Source organism: Pseudomonas sp. NFACC08-1 (assembly GCF_900106735.1).
GTDB lineage: Bacteria > Pseudomonadota > Gammaproteobacteria > Pseudomonadales > Pseudomonadaceae > Aquipseudomonas > Aquipseudomonas fluorescens_Q.
In genome coordinates, this window is record NZ_FNNL01000009.1 from 1 (window position 1) to 15,215 (window position 15,215).

Annotated in this window: 16 protein-coding genes; 7 read left to right on the top strand and 9 right to left on the bottom strand. The window is 55.9% G+C overall.

All coding sequences use genetic code 11. From position 1 onward, the window contains the following. Nucleotides 1-157: 157 nt before the first annotated feature. Nucleotides 158-1,516 carry a heavy metal sensor histidine kinase gene (locus BLU76_RS18820; protein WP_092223829.1) on the bottom strand — a complete coding sequence of 453 codons (1,359 nt, stop codon included), beginning with the start codon at nucleotides 1,514-1,516 and terminating at the stop codon, nucleotides 158-160. Next, nucleotides 1,513-2,193: a heavy metal response regulator transcription factor gene (locus BLU76_RS18825; RefSeq protein ID WP_063322168.1), complete on the bottom strand. Its 681-nt coding sequence runs from the start codon at nucleotides 2,191-2,193 to the stop codon at nucleotides 1,513-1,515. The genes BLU76_RS18820 and BLU76_RS18825 overlap by 4 nt, the downstream gene beginning before the upstream one ends. A 157-nt stretch (nucleotides 2,194-2,350) precedes the next feature. Here BLU76_RS18825 and BLU76_RS18830 point away from each other — a divergent pair, with 157 nt between their 5' ends. Together BLU76_RS18830 and queF are read left to right on the top strand one after the other, a co-directional pair. Continuing rightward, nucleotides 2,351-2,896, top strand: coding sequence for a copper-resistant cuproprotein CopI (locus tag BLU76_RS18830; protein WP_092224035.1), 546 nt, complete (start codon nucleotides 2,351-2,353; stop codon nucleotides 2,894-2,896). 61 nt (nucleotides 2,897-2,957) lie between these two features. After that, on the top strand, nucleotides 2,958-3,788 hold the full coding sequence (gene queF, locus BLU76_RS18835) for an NADPH-dependent 7-cyano-7-deazaguanine reductase QueF (protein ID WP_092223831.1): 831 nt from the start codon (nucleotides 2,958-2,960) through the stop codon (nucleotides 3,786-3,788). A gap of 90 nt (nucleotides 3,789-3,878) precedes the next feature. On the opposite strand, the gene BLU76_RS18840 is transcribed toward queF, so the two are convergent. Further along, on the bottom strand, nucleotides 3,879-4,142 hold the full coding sequence (locus BLU76_RS18840; RefSeq protein WP_018609983.1) for a DUF4404 family protein: 264 nt from the start codon (nucleotides 4,140-4,142) through the stop codon (nucleotides 3,879-3,881). A gap of 109 nt (nucleotides 4,143-4,251) precedes the next feature. After that, nucleotides 4,252-4,872 carry an HAD superfamily inactivated hydrolase PcrP gene (locus tag BLU76_RS18845; RefSeq protein ID WP_063322164.1) on the bottom strand — a complete coding sequence of 207 codons (621 nt, stop codon included), beginning with the start codon at nucleotides 4,870-4,872 and terminating at the stop codon, nucleotides 4,252-4,254. A gap of 251 nt (nucleotides 4,873-5,123) precedes the next feature. Here BLU76_RS18845 and BLU76_RS18850 point away from each other — a divergent pair, with 251 nt between their 5' ends. The 3 genes from BLU76_RS18850 (at nucleotide 5,124) to rssC (ending at nucleotide 7,773) form a co-directional block, all read left to right on the top strand. Continuing rightward, entirely contained in the window at nucleotides 5,124-5,765 is a 642-nt protein-coding gene (locus tag BLU76_RS18850; protein ID WP_371856949.1) for an MlaA family lipoprotein, read from the top strand. A gap of 344 nt (nucleotides 5,766-6,109) precedes the next feature. Continuing rightward, the gene (rssB, locus tag BLU76_RS18855; protein WP_053120765.1) at nucleotides 6,110-7,291 is read left to right on the top strand and encodes a two-component system response regulator RssB; all 1,182 of its coding nucleotides are present in this window, start codon (nucleotides 6,110-6,112) and stop codon (nucleotides 7,289-7,291) included. Beyond that, nucleotides 7,291-7,773 carry an anti-sigma factor antagonist RssC gene (rssC, locus tag BLU76_RS18860; protein ID WP_028237685.1) on the top strand — a complete coding sequence of 161 codons (483 nt, stop codon included), beginning with the start codon at nucleotides 7,291-7,293 and terminating at the stop codon, nucleotides 7,771-7,773. Before rssB ends, rssC begins: the two co-directional genes overlap by 1 nt. 196 nt (nucleotides 7,774-7,969) lie before the next feature. Here the strand turns inward: rssC and tal are convergent, their stop codons facing one another. The 4 genes from tal to BLU76_RS18880 form a co-directional block, all read right to left on the bottom strand. Further along, complete coding sequence (gene tal / locus BLU76_RS18865; protein WP_003199698.1) at nucleotides 7,970-8,896, bottom strand: transaldolase; 927 nt, start codon at nucleotides 8,894-8,896, stop codon at nucleotides 7,970-7,972. Between the two features lie 178 nt (nucleotides 8,897-9,074). After that, the gene (dusA, locus tag BLU76_RS18870; protein ID WP_092223833.1) at nucleotides 9,075-10,061 is read right to left on the bottom strand and encodes a tRNA dihydrouridine(20/20a) synthase DusA; all 987 of its coding nucleotides are present in this window, start codon (nucleotides 10,059-10,061) and stop codon (nucleotides 9,075-9,077) included. A gap of 82 nt (nucleotides 10,062-10,143) precedes the next feature. Beyond that, nucleotides 10,144-10,428 carry a type II toxin-antitoxin system RelE/ParE family toxin gene (locus BLU76_RS18875; protein ID WP_092145355.1) on the bottom strand — a complete coding sequence of 95 codons (285 nt, stop codon included), beginning with the start codon at nucleotides 10,426-10,428 and terminating at the stop codon, nucleotides 10,144-10,146. After that, nucleotides 10,418-10,660: a CopG family ribbon-helix-helix protein gene (locus BLU76_RS18880; RefSeq protein ID WP_092145358.1), complete on the bottom strand. Its 243-nt coding sequence runs from the start codon at nucleotides 10,658-10,660 to the stop codon at nucleotides 10,418-10,420. Before BLU76_RS18880 ends, BLU76_RS18875 begins: the two co-directional genes overlap by 11 nt. 287 nt (nucleotides 10,661-10,947) lie before the next feature. Between BLU76_RS18880 and BLU76_RS18885 the strand changes: the two genes are divergently transcribed. Together BLU76_RS18885 and BLU76_RS18890 are read left to right on the top strand one after the other, a co-directional pair. Next, nucleotides 10,948-11,718 (top strand): DNA adenine methylase, encoded by a 771-nt coding sequence (locus BLU76_RS18885; RefSeq protein ID WP_092223835.1) that lies wholly within the window; start codon nucleotides 10,948-10,950, stop codon nucleotides 11,716-11,718. Between the two features lie 242 nt (nucleotides 11,719-11,960). Beyond that, complete coding sequence (locus BLU76_RS18890) at nucleotides 11,961-13,892, top strand: ATP-binding protein (RefSeq protein ID WP_092223839.1); 1,932 nt, start codon at nucleotides 11,961-11,963, stop codon at nucleotides 13,890-13,892. Nucleotides 13,893-14,241: 349 nt separating this feature from the next. On the opposite strand, the gene BLU76_RS18895 is transcribed toward BLU76_RS18890, so the two are convergent. Continuing rightward, a complete protein-coding gene (locus BLU76_RS18895; RefSeq protein WP_139211621.1) occupies nucleotides 14,242-15,060 on the bottom strand; it encodes a hypothetical protein in 819 nt (272 codons plus the stop codon). Nucleotides 15,061-15,215 lie beyond the last annotated feature (155 nt).

Sequence of the window (15,215 nt, forward strand, 5' to 3'; positions counted from 1 at the left end):
TCGAGCGGGATGCTTTTGTGGCGAGGGAGCTTGCTCCCGCTGGGCTGCGCAGCAGCCCCAAAGCGGCGGCTTATGCAAAATGATGTGCGGGCTTTCAGATTTTTGGGAGCGCTTCGCACTCCCGCGGGAGCAAGCTCCCTCGCCACAGGGTTTTGTGTCAGGGCTGGCTGGCCTTCGGTAGCTCAATCAGGAACCGCGTCCAGCCATCGGTCGATTCACAGCGGATCTGCCCGCCATGGGCGCGGATAATTGAGCGGGTGATGGCCAGTCCGAGCCCCGCGTGTTCGCTGCTGCCCTCCTGGCGAGCCGGGTCGGCGCGGTAGAAGCGGTCGAACAGGCGCGGCAGCAAGTCCGCTGCAATTCCTTCGCCACTGTTCTCCACACTGACGCTCATCCCTTGAGTCGCATCGACAATGTGCACCCGCACTTCGCCGTCAGCGGGGGTGAAGCGCAGGGCGTTGTCCAGCAGGTTGGAGAGCGCCCGGCGCAACATGTTGCGGTCACCCTCTATGCGGCCATCGCCCTCGCGGCTCAGGCGGACGTTGGTGTCTTCGGCCAGCGGCGCGAAGAAGTCCAGCAGCACGTCCACTTCCTCGGCCAATTGCAGCGGTTCGCGATTGAGCGCCAGCAAGCCGTGGTCGGCCTTGGCCAGGTACAGCATGTCGTTGACCAGTTGCGCCATCCATTGCAGTTCTTCGAGATTGCTGTGCAACGCCTCGCGGTAATCCTCCAGGGGGCGTTCGCGGGTGAGGGTGACCTGGGTGTGGGTCAGCAGGTTCGACAGCGGCGTGCGTAATTCATGGGCGATGTCGGCAGAGAACGCTGAGAGCCGCTGAAACGCATCGTCGAGGCGTCCGAGCATGGCGTTGATGCTGTGGGCCAATTCCGCCAGTTCGGCGGGCATTTGCTCTTCGGGCAGCCGGGCGTTGAGTGAGCGGGCCGAGACACTGCCGGCAATGGCGCCCATGCGTCGCAAGGGGCGCAAGGCCCGCCGGGCGGCCCAGGCGCCGAGCAGGGCGGTGGCCAGGGCCGAGAGGCCGACGGTCAGCCAGATCAGGCGCTGCATGCGTTGCAGGAAGTGCTGGTGGTGGGTGATGTCCAGCAACAGGGTCAGTTGCGGCGAATCGGCTCGATTGGGGTGCAAGGGCGCGTTCAACACTCGGTAATCGTTGTCGGCATCGCTGAGGGTCGACAGGCCGGGTTGCTCCGGCAACTGGGCCGGAATCCGGATCGAACTGTCGTACCAGCGCACACCGTCGCTGCCCTTGATGCGCAGCGCCAGGTCGGCCTGACGGCTCAATTCATCTTCCAGGCGGCGCTGGGTCTGCTCGGCGTCAAGGTCTTGCAGGGCCCGGCGCAGACCGATCAGCTTGCCTTCGAGCAGTTGCTGGTCCAGCTCGATGAAATGCGCCTCGCTGCCGCGGCTGAACAACACCCCGGCAAACAACGACACCACCGCGGTGCAGGCGGCGAACAGCAGGGCCAGGCGACTGCTCAGCGACCACCGACCCCTCACAGGCTGCGCTCTTCAAGCACATAGCCCATGCCCCGCACGGTATGGATGAGTTTGCTGGGGAAGTCATCGTCAATCTTGATTCGCAGGCGTCGTATCGCGACTTCGATGACGTTGGTGTCGCTGTCGAAATTCATGTCCCAGACCTGGGACGCGATCAGCGATTTGGGCAGCACTTCGCCCTGGCGGCGCAGAAGCATTTCCAGCAAGGCGAATTCCTTGGCGGTGAGGTCGATGCGTCGGCCGCTGCGTTCGACGCGACGGCGAATCAGGTCCAGGCGCAAGTCGGCCAGTTGCAGGCTGGTTTCCTGTTGTGTCGAACTGCCTCGACGCAACAGGCTGCGCACCCGTGCCAGCAACTCGGAAAAGGCAAAGGGCTTGACCAGGTAATCATCGGCGCCCAGCTCCAGGCCGTGTACGCGATCCTGTATCGCATCCCGCGCGGTGAGAAACAGCACCGGTGTATCCAGCCCGGCGCCACGGACGGCTTGCAGGATCTGCCAGCCATCGCGGCCGGGCAACATCACGTCGAGGATCAGCAGGGCGTATTCACCGCTCAAGGCCAGTTGCTGGCCGGTGATGCCATCGGCCACCAGGTCGGCGTTGAACCCGGCTTCGCCCAGGCCTTGGCGCAGGTATTGGCCGGTTTTGGTTTGGTCTTCGACGATCAGCAGTTTCATGGGCAGCTCAGGGCATGGTTTTAACGTGGGCGTTATACCGCAGCGGCCAGCGCCGTGGCACAACCTGACAGAGTTGTAATGCAACTGTCAGTCAATTGGCAGCCGCACCGATCTAGAGTCTTGGACAAGTTGAACCTTACCTTGTCGGAGTATGAACATGTTGATGGTAAACCGTCTGATCCTGGCCGCCTCTGCGTGGGTATTGAGTACCTCGTTGTGGGCGTCTCCTGGTGCGCACTTTGATTTCGGCCAGCCCGCACCGGCGGCCAAGGCCAGTCGCACCATCGAGGTGGTGATGGGCGACATGTCGTTCAATCCTGGCACGCTGGATATCAAGGCAGGCGAGACGGTGCGGTTTGTACTCATCAATAAAGGCCAGTTGTTGCACGAATTCAACCTCGGTAACGCCGCGATGCATGCCCAGCACCAGCAGGAAATGCTCAAGATGCAACAGAGCGGCATGTTGACGCCGACCGGGATGAAGCCGGGAATGGACCATGCATCGATGAATCCGGCCTCGATGAAGCACGGTGGTAAAGACGGCATGATGCGCCACGACGACGCTAACAGCGTGCTGGTTGAGCCGGGTAAGTCCGCCGAGCTGACCTGGGCTTTCGATAAGGCTACCCGGCTGGAATTTGCCTGCAATGTCCCCGGTCATTACCAGGCGGGGATGAAGGGCGACCTGACAGTCAGTCAGTAAGCACTCAAAGGCTGTGGCAAAGGCTGATAGAATCGGCTGATTCTTCAGTCAGGTTTCCGTCATGCATCCCGCAGCCGAACATTCGCCGCTGGGCAAATCCAGCGAATACATCGCCACGTACACGCCGTCACTGCTGTTTCCGATCCCGCGCACGGCGAAATGGGCGGAATTGGGCCTGACGGCCGAGACCTTGCCGTACAAGGGCGTGGATTTCTGGAACTGCTTCGAGCTGTCGTGGCTGCTGCCGTCCGGCAAGCCGGTGGTGGCCATCGGTGAATTCGCGATCCCGGCGGATTCGCCGAATATCATCGAGTCCAAATCCTTCAAGTTGTACCTCAACTCCTTGAACCAGACCCCGTTTGCCGATACCGCGAGCCTGGAAGCGACCCTGCGCCAGGACCTGTCGGCGGCTGCCGGTAAAGCAGTGGGTGTGCGGATCCGCAGCCTCAAGGATGTGGAGCGTGAAGGCATCGTGGCGATGCCCGGTACCTGCATCGACGATTTGGACATCAGCGTCGACTCCTACGCGCACCCGCGCCCGGAACTGCTGCGTTGCGATGCCTCGCGCATCGTCGAGCAAAGCCTGCACAGCCATCTGCTCAAGTCCAACTGCCCGGTGACCAGCCAGCCGGACTGGGGCAGCGTGGCGGTGGAATATCGCGGTGCGGCCCTGGATCCCGCCAGCCTGCTGGCCTACATCGTCAGCTTCCGCCAGCATTCGGATTTCCATGAGCAGTGCGTGGAACGGATCTTTCTCGACCTGCAGCGCTTGCTCAAGCCGGAGAAATTGACGGTGTACGCGCGGTATGTGCGTCGGGGCGGGCTGGATATCAACCCGTATCGCAGTACTGAAGACGTTCAACTGCCGAACCACCGCCTGGTCCGCCAATGAAGCTATAAATGTGGGAGCTTGCTCGCTCCCACAATGGATTGCATTAAAAAGCCCCGCTCTCGATAGCAGGGCTTTTTGCATTTAAAGGGTTCAGATCCCCATATTGCCCAAAGCTTGCACAATGTTGCGCAAGGTCCCGGCAAGGGTGGGGTGTTCCACCTCGAAGCGCTCGACAGCCAGGTTTACATTGTCGGCGAGGTTGTTGTCCGGCGCTTTGGTTTCCAACTCAAGCTCAAGTTCGATCTTTTGCATCAGCGCGTGCAGGTCATCGCGCTCGACTTCGGAAAGTGGTGGATTCTGTTCCAATTGCTCGCGCAGTTTGTTGAGCTGTTCTTGCAATTCGCGGGCAGGCATTGGCGTACTCCCTTTATTGATAGGCACTGCCATGGACCGCGACGCTGGGTCAAAAGTCCATGGCCTGCCTTAAGAGTAATCTACCGTCGCGCTGCCTGCATGATCCCGGTCATGGCTTCTCACCTTTGAGTCGGCGCAGGCTGATGTCGGCCAGGCACGTGTCGAGTTCACCCAAGTGATCGATCACCGAATGCACGCCCAGGCCAAATAATTGCACGGTGGCCTTGGCGCGCTTGGTTTCCCGTTGCTGTTGGCTCAGTGCCTGCCATTCGATGGGTGCCAGGCCGCATAGCGAGCCGCAGGACGCCAATCCGATGGTCCATAAACCGGCGTTGAGCCCTGACTGCAACAACCGGGGTTCGCCACTGACCAACACGCAACCGTCCAGTTGCTGGACGTTCAGCGCCATCAAGGCTTGCCAACAGGCATGAGGCGCCGGCCAAGGATTAATTGTTGCTGGAAGTTGCGGCGGTTTGATCCACGTCGGCAATGAAGCCGCCAGGGCATGACTGGTGGCCGGTGGCAGTTCATCGAGCCAGGCGCAAGGAATTCCCTGGTCCTGCAGGTGATGCAAACTCTCAAGTGCGCCAGGCGTCGGCTGTGCATGCTCGACCGGTGCTGCCCCAGGCTGGCGAATGCGCGCCCCGAAATCCACCAGGCATCCACTCAGGCCAAACAGTACGGCGGTCAGGCTGGGGACGGGGAGGGGCAGGGCTTCGGCGCGGGCCATGGGAACATCCTTGAAATAACCAGCAGCCTAACGGCCCTCCATGACAGTCCCGTGACAGCGAAATGAAGGCAGCAGATGACAGAAGGGTCCTAGAATCAGCTTCTTTTTTTGAATGCTGCCAGTAGGACTTTTCCGCCTTATACTAGCCACCTTACCGCCTGGGCTCGGCGCCCTTGCCTGATTAATCCAAGGAGTTTTCCCCTATGCGCTGGAGCCATCGTCTAGCTCAGCTGTGTTTGTCTGCCAGCGTCATGCTGGTTCCGTTCGCTGCCCAGGCCGCCACGGAAGAAGATCCTTGGGAAAGCATCAACCGTCCGATCTTTACCTTCAACGACACCATTGATACCTACGCGCTCAAGCCACTGGCCCAGGGTTATCAATATGTGACGCCGCAGTTCCTCGAAGACGGCGTCCACAACATGTTCCGCAACATCGGTGACGTGGGCAACCTGGCCAACAACGTGCTGCAGGCCAAGCCGGCCGCTGCCGGGGTCGACACCGCCCGGTTGATCTTCAACACCACCTTCGGCCTGCTGGGTTTCTTTGATGTGGGCACCCAGATGGGCCTGCAGCGCAGCGATGAAGATTTTGGCCAGACCTTGGGCTACTGGGGCCTGGGCAGCGGGCCATATGTAATGCTGCCGCTGCTGGGGCCAAGTACCCTGCGTGACGCGCCGGCCAAGCTGGTCGATGACTACACCGCCCCGTATCGTTATATCGATAACGTCTCAGTGCGTAACTCTATTCGAGGCCTGAACGTCGTCGACACCCGCGCCAGCCTGTTGTCGGCCGAGAAGATGGTGAGCGGCGACAAGTATGTCTTCATCCGCAACGCCTACTTGCAAAACCGCGAATTCAAGGTCAAGGATGGCCAGGTCGAAGACGATTTTTAATTCCGACCTGTAAAACCACGAAGGCGGCCAAAAAGGCCGCCTCTGTGCTTTGGCGTCGTGTTTGAGCGGGTTTGATCCTTCCATTGAGTTACGCTTCGCTCGGTTCTTATAACTCTCTGTACTTTGACAAATAAAGACGGCAAGCGGCTATCTGCCTGAGCTTGAAACGCCCCGCGGATGGGAGTACCGTCTGCGCCTTAGAAGGGCACCTCTGGTGTAGTTGTGTGTAGGGCAATGGCCTGAAACCGGTACGACAGAGAGGCTAGAAAGCGAATCCAGTAGTGCGTGCAAGGCCAGACGGCCCAGCCCGCTACGCCAACCTAATTCTGGCGCCGTTTGCCCACATGCCAAAAACCAGTGCCACGCTGCTGATAATCGATGATGACGAAGTGGTGCGAGCCAGTCTCGCAGCCTACTTGGAAGACAGTGGTTTCAGCGTCCTGCAGGCCAGCAATGGCCAACAGGGTCTTCAGGTATTCGAGCAAGACAAGCCCGACCTGGTCATCTGCGACCTGCGCATGCCGCAGATGGGCGGACTCGAACTCATTCGCCAGGTCACCGAGATTTCCTCGCAGACCCCGGTGATCGTGGTTTCGGGCGCAGGCGTGATGAACGACGCGGTCGAGGCGTTGCGCCTGGGCGCGGCGGATTACCTGATCAAGCCCCTTGAAGACCTTGCGGTGCTCGAGCACTCGGTGCGCCGGGCCTTGGACCGCTCGCGCCTGTTGGTGGAAAACCAGCGCTACCGCGAGAAGCTGGAAACCGCCAACCGTGAGCTGGAAGCCAGCCTGAACCTGTTGCAGGAAGACCAGAACGCTGGGCGCCAGGTGCAGATGAACATGCTGCCGGTCAGCCCCTGGACCGTCGACGATTTCCGTTTTGCCCACCAGATCATCCCGTCGTTGTACCTGTCGGGTGATTTCGTGGACTATTTTCGGGTCGACGAGCGGCGTGTAGCGTTCTATCTGGCGGACGTTTCCGGCCATGGTGCTTCTTCGGCATTCGTCACGGTGCTGTTGAAGTTCATGACCACGCGCCTGTTGTTCGAGTCCAAGCGTAATGGCACTCTGCCAGAATTCAAGCCTTCTGAGGTCCTTGGGCATATCAACCGAGGCCTGATCAGTTGTAAGCTGGGCAAACACGTCACAATGGTCGGTGGAGTCATCGACGAGGAGACTGGTTTGTTGACCTATAGCATCGGCGGCCACCTGCCTTTGCCTGTGTTGTATACACCAGACAGTGTGCGTTACCTGGAAGGGCGTGGTTTGCCGGTGGGCCTGTTCAACGAGGCCACCTACGAAGACCACGTACTGGAATTGCCGCCGACATTCAGCCTGACGCTGATGTCTGATGGCATTTTGGACCTTTTGACAGAACCTACACTCAAAGAGAAAGAAGCGGCCTTGCCTGAACGGGTGAGTGCGGCGGGCGGCAGCCTGGAAGGCTTGCGTCAAGTGTTTGGATTAGCCACGCTCGGGGAGATGCCGGATGATATCGCCCTGTTAGTGTTGAGCAGGAACCTTTGATGAGTACCGGTAGAATCCAGTTCGCCGAGCAGGACGGCACCTTTGTCCTGAAGTTTGTCGGTGAAGTGCGCCTGACTCTGTGTTCGGCGCTGGATGCGACTATTGAGCGGATCTTCACTTCGTTGAATTTCAACGCCATCGTGATCGACCTGACCGAAACCCGCAGCATCGACAGCACCACATTGGGCCTGCTGGCCAAACTGTCGATCCTGTCGCGGCAGAAGGTCGGCCTGCTGCCGACTGTCGTCACCACCCACAACGACATTACCCGTCTACTGCAATCGATGGGCTTCGACCAGGTGTTCAACATCGTGGGCGACCCTGTGCCGTGCCCGGAATGCCTGGACGACCTGCCTGACCAGGACCAGTCCGAAGAAGAAGTGCGGATCAAGGTGCTCGAAGCCCACAAGATCCTGATGGGGCTCAACGATTCCAATCGTGAAGCCTTCCATGACCTGGTGAATGCGCTGGAAGGGCCTTGACCCCTGGGTTTTGCTTAGGCTGACCGGCCTCATCGTCGGAGCGCCGCCCGGAGCAAGCTCGCTCCCTCATTGGAATGCAGTCACCTGGCTTGCTCGCGATAGCGTTTATCGATCCGCCATTCCCCTCAGGCCAAGCCACATAAAAAAGGGCGAACCCACCAAGGTTCGCCCTTTTTGCACGCCTTTGTGAATCAGCTCAAAGCTTGGCTTGCAGCAACGCCTCCAGCTTCTCCTGGTCCCGGGCAAACTGACGAATACCTTCTGCCAGTTTCTCGGTCGCCATGGCGTCCTCGTTGGACAACCAGCGGAACTGCGCTTCATTGAGGATCAAGCGCGCTTCCCCGGCTTGCCCTGGCGCCAGCTTGCGCTCCAGCTTGCCTTCGTCGGCGGCGAGTTTTTCCAGCAGGTCCGGGCTGACGGTCAGGCGGTCGCAGCCGGCCAGTTGCTCGATCTGGTTGAGGTTGCGGAAGCTCGCGCCCATGACCACGGTCTTGTAGTCATTGGCCTTGTAGTAGTTGTAGATGCGCGTCACCGACTGCACGCCTGGATCATCAGCGCCGGTGTAGTCGTTGCCATTGGCTTTCTTGTACCAGTCGTAGATTCGGCCCACGAACGGCGAAATCAGGAACACCCCGGCATCGGCGCAGGCGGCGGCCTGGGCGAAGGAGAACAGCAGGGTCAGGTTGCACTGGATGCCTTCACGCTCCAACTGCTCGGCGGCGCGAATACCTTCCCAGGTGGAAGCGATCTTGATCAGCACGCGCTCGCGGCCAATGCCGGCCTTTTCGTACAGATCGATCAGGCGATGCGCACGCTTCAACATGGCCTCGGTGTCGAACGACAGGCGCGCGTCCACTTCAGTGGAAATACGCCCCGGGATCACTTTCAGGATTTCTTGCCCAACCGCCACGGCAAAACGGTCGCTGGCCAGGCCCACATCGCCCTTGCAGTCCGCCACACAGGCGTTCAGTTGCTCGGCATAACCTTGAATGGCCGACGCCTTGAGTAGCAGGGAAGGGTTGGTGGTAGCGTCCACGGGCTTGACGCGGGCGATGGCCTCGAAGTCGCCGGTGTCGGCCACGACGGTGGTGAACTGTTTGAGTTGTTCCAGCTTGGAAGTCATGAGCGTGCTCTGTCCTATGGGTCCGTTGACATTACCCGAGGGCTGGCAGCCACTCAAGGGCGTGAAGGGGTATCGACGGGCCCCAGCGGCAACAACCTGAAAACGGCTGTTTGAAAGGCCGGGGCGGTATCGGTAGATACGATGCCAAAACAGCGCGCAGGTTCAAAGCAAGTGACGGTTAACGCCCTTCCAGCAGTTGCCCCGCCTGATCGAGCAACGCCAGCGGATCCTTGGTCTTGTGGATATCCACCGACAACAACTGCCGAAACCGCCGCGCCCCTGGAAAACCGGTACCCAGCCCGAGCACATGACGGGTGATGTGATGCATTGCGCCACCGGCGGCCAGGTGATCGGCGATATAAGGCCGCAACTGCGCCAGCGCCTCGGCCCGGCTGATGATCGGCGCGGTGCTGCCGAACAGCTGTTGATCCACCTCGGCCAGCAGGTACGGGTTGTGATACGCCTCGCGCCCCAGCATCACACCGTCGAACGTTTGCAGATGCTCGTGGCAGGCCTCCAGCGTCTTGATCCCGCCGTTGAGCACAATCTCCAACTCCGGAAAATCCGCCTTCAACCGCGCGGCCACGTCATAACGCAGCGGCGGGATGTCGCGATTCTCCTTTGGCGACAACCCCTCCAGAATCGCAATCCGCGCATGCACGGTAAAACTCGTGCACCCGGCCTCACGCACCGTCCCGACAAACTCACACAACTGCTCGTAACTGTCCCGCCCATTGATCCCGATGCGATGCTTGACCGTCACCGGAATTGATACCGCATCGCGCATGGCTTTCACACAGTCAGCCACCAAATCCGGATGCCCCATCAGGCACGCGCCGATCATATTGTTCTGCACCCGATCGCTGGGGCAGCCGACGTTGAGGTTCACCTCGTCGTAACCGTGCTCCTGGGCCATACGGGCGCAGGCAGCCAGGTCGGCTGGGACACTGCCGCCTAGTTGCAGGGCCAGGGGGTGTTCGGATGGGTGATGGCGCAGGAAGCGTTCGTGGTCGCCGTTGAGCAAGGCGCCGGTGGTGACCATTTCGGTGTAGAGCAGGGCGTGCTTGGAGAGGATGCGTAGGAAGAAACGGCAGTGGGCGTCGGTCCAGTCCATCATCGGGGCGATGGAAAAGCGGCGGGAGAGTGGTGCAGTTTGTAGGGGCATTGGGAATCTGAATCAGCGAGGCGGATGGCACAGTTTATCAGGGAAGGGCAGGAGGTGTTGGGAGAGCAATATTGCGCCGGATTCACCAGTTGGTGCGGGGGCGTTGTCGAGTGTGAAATACGCCGAGGATTTGGAGGCGATCACCGTGTACGCGATACGGAATCAGGTAAGACCAGTTTGGGACTGCCCATTCCCGCGTCTGTTTGACTCGTCCTTCTCGACCCATTGCGGGAAACTGAGCCAATTTGTCTACGCTGGCAAAGATCGCTTCGGAGAAGTCGTCAGCAGCCTTGGGGTTTTCAAGTGCAATATAGTTGGCTTCGTCCTCCAGGTTTTTGAGTGCTTTTTCCAGCCACTCAACCTGCATTCTGACTCCAGCGCCGAGCGCGCATCGCTGCGACTTGCTCATCGGTAGCAAATTTGCCTTGGTCAGCTTCCTTTACTGCAAGTTCGATCTGTGTAGTCAGAGCTTTTTCGTGTTCGATGTAGTCGCGAAGAACGTCCATCGCTAGATAGCTCGCACTTTGGCCGTTGGTCTTGGCCAGATCGGCGAGGGAGTTTGATAGGTCTTCGGGCAGATTCAGGGATATGCCGGACATGGCAGCCTCGATGGTGGACGTTTTCGGGCATCTTACACCGTTGACCGAGCGCTTGAATCAGCAGGCCGTCGCAAGGTGTGTCTCGACGTGAATTGTTTCCCTCTTGCGTAGATCTGAAAAGCCTCACAGACGCCGCCGTCGAAGAAGGGTACATTTCTGCGGGTGAATCTGGTTTGGGCCAGGCCTGTGCAGTGACTACAAATTGTTCGGCTCTTACTCTTAATTGCCTTCTTGATAGAAAATTTAATGAATCTGTCCCATTTCTTTGTCCCATTTCTTTCGCATGGATGGGCGGAAAACGCCGCCTAGCCGACCGCCTCATTCCGCTTTTTCCGCCTCACGAATGCTATGTCGAAGTCTTTGTCGGCGGCGCCGCGCTTTACTTCATGCGAGCCCGGGCCGCCCCGGTTGAAGTCCTGAACGACATCAACGGCGACCTGGTGACGCTCTATCGCGTCGTGCAGAACCACCTGGAAGAATTTGTGCGCCAGTTCAAATGGGCGCTCAGCTCCCGCCAGGTGTTCGAGTGGCAGAAAATGACCCGTCCCGAAACCCTCACCGACATCCAGCGCGCCGCCCGGTTCTTCTACCTGCAGCACCATGCTTTCGCCGGCAAGGTCACCGGGCAGACGTTCGGCACCGCGACCACTGGCCCGGCCATCAACCTGCTGCGGATCGAGGAGAACCTCTCGGCCGCGTGGCAGCGACTGTCCGGCACCTACGTCGAAAATCTCCCCTGGCTTGACTGTGCTGAGCGCTACGACCGCGCTCATACGTTCCATTACATGGATCCGCCGTACTGGCAGACCGCTGGATATGGCGTGGATTTCCCGTTCGAGAATTACGAACGGATGGCTGAGTTTATGCGCCGTTGCAAGGGCAAGGTAATGGTCAGCATCAACGACCACCCGGACATCCGTCGCGTGTTCGAAGGCTTTCACTTCGAGACGTTGGACATTCGGTACAGCAACATGAACCAGCGTCAGAGCAAGGCCGAGATGAGTGGCGAGTTGGTAATAATGAATTGGGAGCCGGAGAAATTGGGCGGATTATTTTGATAAATCTAAAGAGCTGTGAGCAAGAGTCGTCGACTATGGACCTCGTCTGGGCCAGGCTAGTCACGTTTCAATAAATAATAATACCCTCCAGTGCAGTTTCACGTAAAAGATTTTTTGCTTGTTTGCGAGGTTGCTTAAAATAATAGGGAGTCAAGGTTGGCTTGGGTGCCAAAAAAATAATAATTTTTTTGACTCACCAAGCTATTATTGTCGTTGACTGATTTTTTATAGGGGGGTGGTTCATGCTGAAAGTTATTGGTGGTGTCGATTATAAAGGGTTTTTATTGGAGCAACCTCTAGAGATCGAGGGACGTATTGTTGTGTTGACAGGAAAAAATGGAGGTGGTAAGACACGGTTTCTCGAAAGTATTAGAGATTTAGCATCTAGGGTCTTTTGTGGTGATAATGAAATAGAAAAAAGCAATATTGTATTTTTGGCTCAGTCGGCATTGGTGCCTGCGTTTGGAATGCCCGTTGATGACTACTCGCATGTCGCGGGAGTTCGGCGAACAATAGAGTACTTTGTTAGAAATAGACAAGAATTTAACGAGCCATATGATCAAAATAAAGACCAGCATCATATGATGTATTCAAGAGGTATAGAGGGGCGGCCAGCTCTCAGTTACGGAAAATTGCATAACTTATGCCGGATTGTGTCGGAACGGTTGAGTTTGCCAGTTGATAAGCTTGATGTGGAGCATATAAGGGTTCATTTTGACGAAGTGTTGGATTCTCCTTTCGGTAGTGGTGATATTTCTTTGATAAGTAATTCTTATAGAAGGCGACTCTATGAGAATGAATTTAATGCGTGGCGTGCATCGAGGGGGAATAAAGAAATAAGCTTCGTGGAAGAGGATGAAGTAGATAAGGTCTTTGGTCCAAAACCCTGGGACTTGATTAATTCAATCTTGGAAATGGTGTTTGACAAAAAGTTTATTTTTTCTGTTCCTGATGAAGAGTCGGAAGTTTTTGATTACGTGGCTCAGTTAATGTTGAAGGATAGCGGGGAGTTTCTAGGCCCGGACTCACTTTCGTCCGGTGAGAAAACGTTGTTATGGCTTGCCATAACACTCTTCAATACTCAGTACCGAAAAACCTTGGAGTCTGCTGTTCCTAAATTATTGCTCATTGATGAGCCAGACGCTTTTCTTCATCCGAAAATGGTAGAAAAACTTTATACCTTTCTGAATTTGTTTACGACAGTTTTTGATGCTTTTGTTGTTGTAACTACACACTCGCCAACGACGGTCGCTTTGGCTCCAAGTAGCGTTTATGTCGTAGATGAAGGGCGTGTGGTTTTAGTGGATAAAGATTTGGCAATTTCTGAACTTTTGGATGGAGTTGGTCAGATATCTATAGATCCTGAGAATAGGCTTAATGTGTTTGTTGAAAGTTTTTATGATGCGAATTTATTCAGTGTGCTATATGCACATGTTCGAGGGGTGGAGGCCGAAATCGATTCTAAGGTTTCTTTGAGTTTTATTCCGTCCGGAGAAACGGTTCCAAGCGCGCGCATTGTCGATGCAATGCGTAGTTTGGTTTCAAAAGATCAAGAACTGATTTCAAACGTTGTTCAGGCGATAAATGGTGTTGGTAGTTGTTCGCACGTTTACGGCGCAGTGGAGAAGTTTACTGATGTTAATAGTAAATATGTTAGGGGCGTGGTTGATTGGGATCTGAAAAATAAGCCGGCACCGGGCGTGGTTGTTTTTGCAGAAAATTATGCCTATACCACGGAAAATATTGCGCTGGACCCGATTTCAATTCTTTTACTGCTTCATCTGGATAAAGGAATTGAATACTCAATGTTTACTTTATGCGGAGAGGATGTCCCTTGGACGGCCTGGATTTGCCGTTTGGATTTGCTACAGACCTCTTTGGATCGATTTGTGGAGCGTGTATTAGGCTCTCCTAGCCAGCGGGATGTGGAATTAGAGTATATTTCTGGGGTGAAGTTGTTAACCGATAAGCGATATCTTTTTATGGATGGTGCACTAGAGAGAATGGTAATTGCCGCCTACAAGGGTCTGAATTCATATCTGGGGAATGGGCCAAAAAAAGATCTGGCATATACAGTTGTTACTAAGTCAATGCTGAAGATAACAGGGGGGAGATTTATTCCTGTGCAATTTGTTCAGATGTTTAAGAAGTTACAAGTCTCGCGGCCGAGATAGTTGAGTTTTTTAAGTTTTTCGAGCTGGATTTTGCCCGTAGAGAGGTTGATAGTATCTAATTTGTAACGTTCGAGCTGATACCATAATCAGAAAACATGGAGCTTCTGTGCCAAATCCATCACATACCGCAGCGCCACTTGGCGTATGGTGGAAGGAGTTGAGTTACTTTCGTTCGATTCGCTCCCTATCCGGCTGCCTCTTTTTACCCGAAGCTGTCGGACCCAATGGTAGAAGTCCACCAACAGAGGTCATTTGTGGAGTGAGTCACGGGGCCCCCCCTGCTTATATTTCTAGCTCATCCACGGTGGGTTGGTCTGCCTCCAAGCCGTTCACTGAGTGCGATTCAGGATTATCTTGAGCGGATTGTATTGCTAAGAATGCTACGCCTTACTGTTGCGCCTTCAGCATAACTAGCTAACAACGATTCAACGATCTCGAACGTGCCTGCTGGCGCTAGGGGGCCTACCGTAATTTCTGCGCAATTCAGTGCCGCCGGGTCGAGCCGGAGGTCAACATGAAGGCGGTTTGAAATATCGGTCATGAAATTCACACCGTTACTGTGCCACTCTTTTCTGGACTGGATATACGCCGCAGGATCTCCCTGGTAGGCTTTTGCGGGGCCTGGAGCCGCGACTAATACAAATCGATGCTCCTGCTGAAACGCCCAATTATTAGGCTTAAAAAAAGCAATCTCATTTCCCTCTCCAAAGAGTTTGATCTCATCAGAGTTTTTTGCGGTATATAGACTTTCAATTGCCAATGGAACATCCTGGACATAGCGCACCGGTTGGCCAAACGTCGACCGCATCCGAGGGGTAGGTATGAGTGTAATGTTTGAGCCAAGCATTTCTTCTACGCTAAACGGAGCCTCAAGATCTATGAACTGAAAATTTTCATGCCACCTGATATCGATGGGGTGCCAAATAAATGGATCGGTCCTCAGAGAAATTCTAACTCCCTTCATTGTGTCGCCATACATAGCCCATTGTGGGATACTCTCTTCGTCAACTGCTGACCAGCAACTTGCAAACATACGTGCTCCAAGGGGGAAGCAGCCAATGGAGCGGCCCTCTGTCACGTCATCGAATTGGTCCAGTCGCGTAAAGCGCAAGGTGCGATATCGTAGGATCAAAGCGAGAGTGCTTACTGTTGTGTAGTGATGCAGCATGGTAAGTAAATTCCGTACTAGAGATGATGCCAGTATAAGCTTTTTTATTATCGCGACCGACCGCAAACGACCGATTCTGTTGAAAAAGTCGGTTCTGCCAGACTGACCGCATAATAACCGCTGAAAACGCCTTTTGCGCGCTGCTACGCGAAATC

Excerpts from the sequence above, each read along its gene's own strand:
- BLU76_RS18825 (WP_063322168.1), bottom strand. The coding sequence starts at position 2,193 with ATGAAACTGCTGATCGTCGAAGACCAAACCAAAACCGGCCAATACCTG.
- BLU76_RS18830 (WP_092224035.1), top strand. The coding sequence starts at position 2,351 with ATGTTGATGGTAAACCGTCTGATCCTGGCCGCCTCTGCGTGGGTATTG.
- queF (WP_092223831.1), top strand. The coding sequence starts at position 2,958 with ATGCATCCCGCAGCCGAACATTCGCCGCTGGGCAAATCCAGCGAATAC.
- BLU76_RS18840 (WP_018609983.1), bottom strand. The coding sequence starts at position 4,142 with ATGCCTGCCCGCGAATTGCAAGAACAGCTCAACAAACTGCGCGAGCAA.
- BLU76_RS18845 (WP_063322164.1), bottom strand. The coding sequence starts at position 4,872 with ATGGCCCGCGCCGAAGCCCTGCCCCTCCCCGTCCCCAGCCTGACCGCC.
- BLU76_RS18850 (WP_371856949.1), top strand. The coding sequence starts at position 5,124 with ATGCTGGTTCCGTTCGCTGCCCAGGCCGCCACGGAAGAAGATCCTTGG.
- rssB (WP_053120765.1), top strand. The coding sequence starts at position 6,110 with ATGCCAAAAACCAGTGCCACGCTGCTGATAATCGATGATGACGAAGTG.
- rssC (WP_028237685.1), top strand. The coding sequence starts at position 7,291 with ATGAGTACCGGTAGAATCCAGTTCGCCGAGCAGGACGGCACCTTTGTC.
- tal (WP_003199698.1), bottom strand. The coding sequence starts at position 8,896 with ATGACTTCCAAGCTGGAACAACTCAAACAGTTCACCACCGTCGTGGCC.
- dusA (WP_092223833.1), bottom strand. The coding sequence starts at position 10,061 with ATGCCCCTACAAACTGCACCACTCTCCCGCCGCTTTTCCATCGCCCCG.
- BLU76_RS18875 (WP_092145355.1), bottom strand. The coding sequence starts at position 10,428 with ATGCAGGTTGAGTGGCTGGAAAAAGCACTCAAAAACCTGGAGGACGAA.
- BLU76_RS18880 (WP_092145358.1), bottom strand. The coding sequence starts at position 10,660 with ATGTCCGGCATATCCCTGAATCTGCCCGAAGACCTATCAAACTCCCTC.
- BLU76_RS18885 (WP_092223835.1), top strand. The coding sequence starts at position 10,948 with ATGGGCGGAAAACGCCGCCTAGCCGACCGCCTCATTCCGCTTTTTCCG.
- BLU76_RS18890 (WP_092223839.1), top strand. The coding sequence starts at position 11,961 with ATGCTGAAAGTTATTGGTGGTGTCGATTATAAAGGGTTTTTATTGGAG.
- BLU76_RS18895 (WP_139211621.1), bottom strand. The coding sequence starts at position 15,060 with ATGCTGCATCACTACACAACAGTAAGCACTCTCGCTTTGATCCTACGA.